The 1449-nt window shown below is 68.7% G+C and carries 1 protein-coding gene; it reads left to right on the top strand.

Annotated features, from left to right (window positions below):
• The first annotated feature begins 163 nt into the window (after nt 1-163).
• The gene (locus tag AB0J42_RS37670; RefSeq protein WP_364070937.1) at nt 164-1447 is read left to right on the top strand and encodes an IS701 family transposase; all 1284 of its coding nucleotides are present in this window, start codon (nt 164-166) and stop codon (nt 1445-1447) included.
• Nucleotides 1448-1449 lie beyond the last annotated feature (2 nt).

Here is a 1449-nt window from a genome sequence, read left to right as displayed (position 1 = left end):
TACGGCAGCCGTAGATCGTGATCTTCACGGTGTTGCCGCTGGTCGTGTGGCGTGACGCGAAGAGCCGCCGCGATCATGTCGAGTTGTGACACAAGACCAGGCCGCGGCGGCTCGTGCCGTCACCGTAGCGCATACCGAGCACGCCGCTCTACACCAGGAACTCATGGCCCGGATAGCGCCCTGCTTCCCCCGCCGTGAAAGCCGCGCCACCTGCGCACAGATGCTGGCGGGGCTGCTGATGGAACTGGAGGACAAGAACTGCTGGACCCTGGCCGAGGCGGCCGGACACCCCACCCCAGACCGACTCCAGCACTTCCTGGCCCGCGCCTCCTGGGACGAGCAGCAGGTCACCGCCCAAGCCGCCCGATGGGCGATCGAGCACCTGGACGACGGCGACCCCGACCACGCCGTACTGATCATCGACGAGACCGCCGACGCCAAGTCCTCCACCGACGCCGCCGCAGCCGCCCGCCAATACAGCGGCACCCTCGGCGGTGTCGCGTTATGCCAGGTCGCAGTCCACCTGGCGTACGCCACCCCACGCGGGCACACCATCCTCGACCGCGCCCTCTACCTGCCCGCAAGCCGCGCAGCCGACGACGAACACCGCGAGCTGGCCCACATCCCCGAACAGACCATGTTCGCCACCAAACCCCAGCTCGCCGGCGACCTGCTCCAACGCGCGCACGCGACCGGCATACGCGCCGCCTTCGTCACCGGGGACGAGGTATACGGCGGCCGTGAGCTACGCACCCTGATCCGCACCCTGCTCCTGGGCTACGTGCTGGCGGTCCGCTCCAGCACCACGATCATCACCCACGCTGGACGCACCCTCGCCGCCAAAGACGCCGCCACGCTCATCCCCGCCGGCGCATGGATGCGGCTGCGCACCGGCAGCGGCACCAAAGGCACCCGCCACTACGACTGGGCGATGCTGGCCATCCGACCCGACGACACCCCCGACGAGCACGACCCCGGACACGCCGCCCTGCTGATCCGCCGCCACCGCTACACCGGCCAGATGTCGTTCTACCGCTGCTGGAGCCCGCACCCGGTGCCGCTGGCCCGCCTGATTCACGTCGCCACGTCCAGATGGCGCATCGAAGAAGATCATCAACTTGCCAAGCAGACCTGCGGCCTGGACGCCGGACAGGTCATCCGCTGGCGCTCTTGGCACCGCTGGAGCACCATGGCCTTGCTCGCCTACGCCTTCATCGCCGTGGCCACCGCCTACCAGCGTCAACTTGACGGTCCCCTCGCCGAGCATCTCGGCCTGGTCGCCATCGCCATCCCCGAACTGCTCCGCCAACTGCGCGGCGTCGTCATCCCCGACCCACGACGGGACCCCGAGCACCGTCTGACCTGGTCCATCTGGCGGCGACGGCACCAATATCGAGCGCGCCTCTGCCACCAGCGATGGCATACCTACGCCGAGACAACACCATGATC

This window comes from Nonomuraea sp. NPDC049649 (assembly GCF_040675175.1).
Classification (GTDB): Bacteria; Actinomycetota; Actinomycetes; order Streptosporangiales; family Streptosporangiaceae; genus Nonomuraea.
This window is presented reverse-complemented; position numbering and strand designations above follow the sequence as displayed.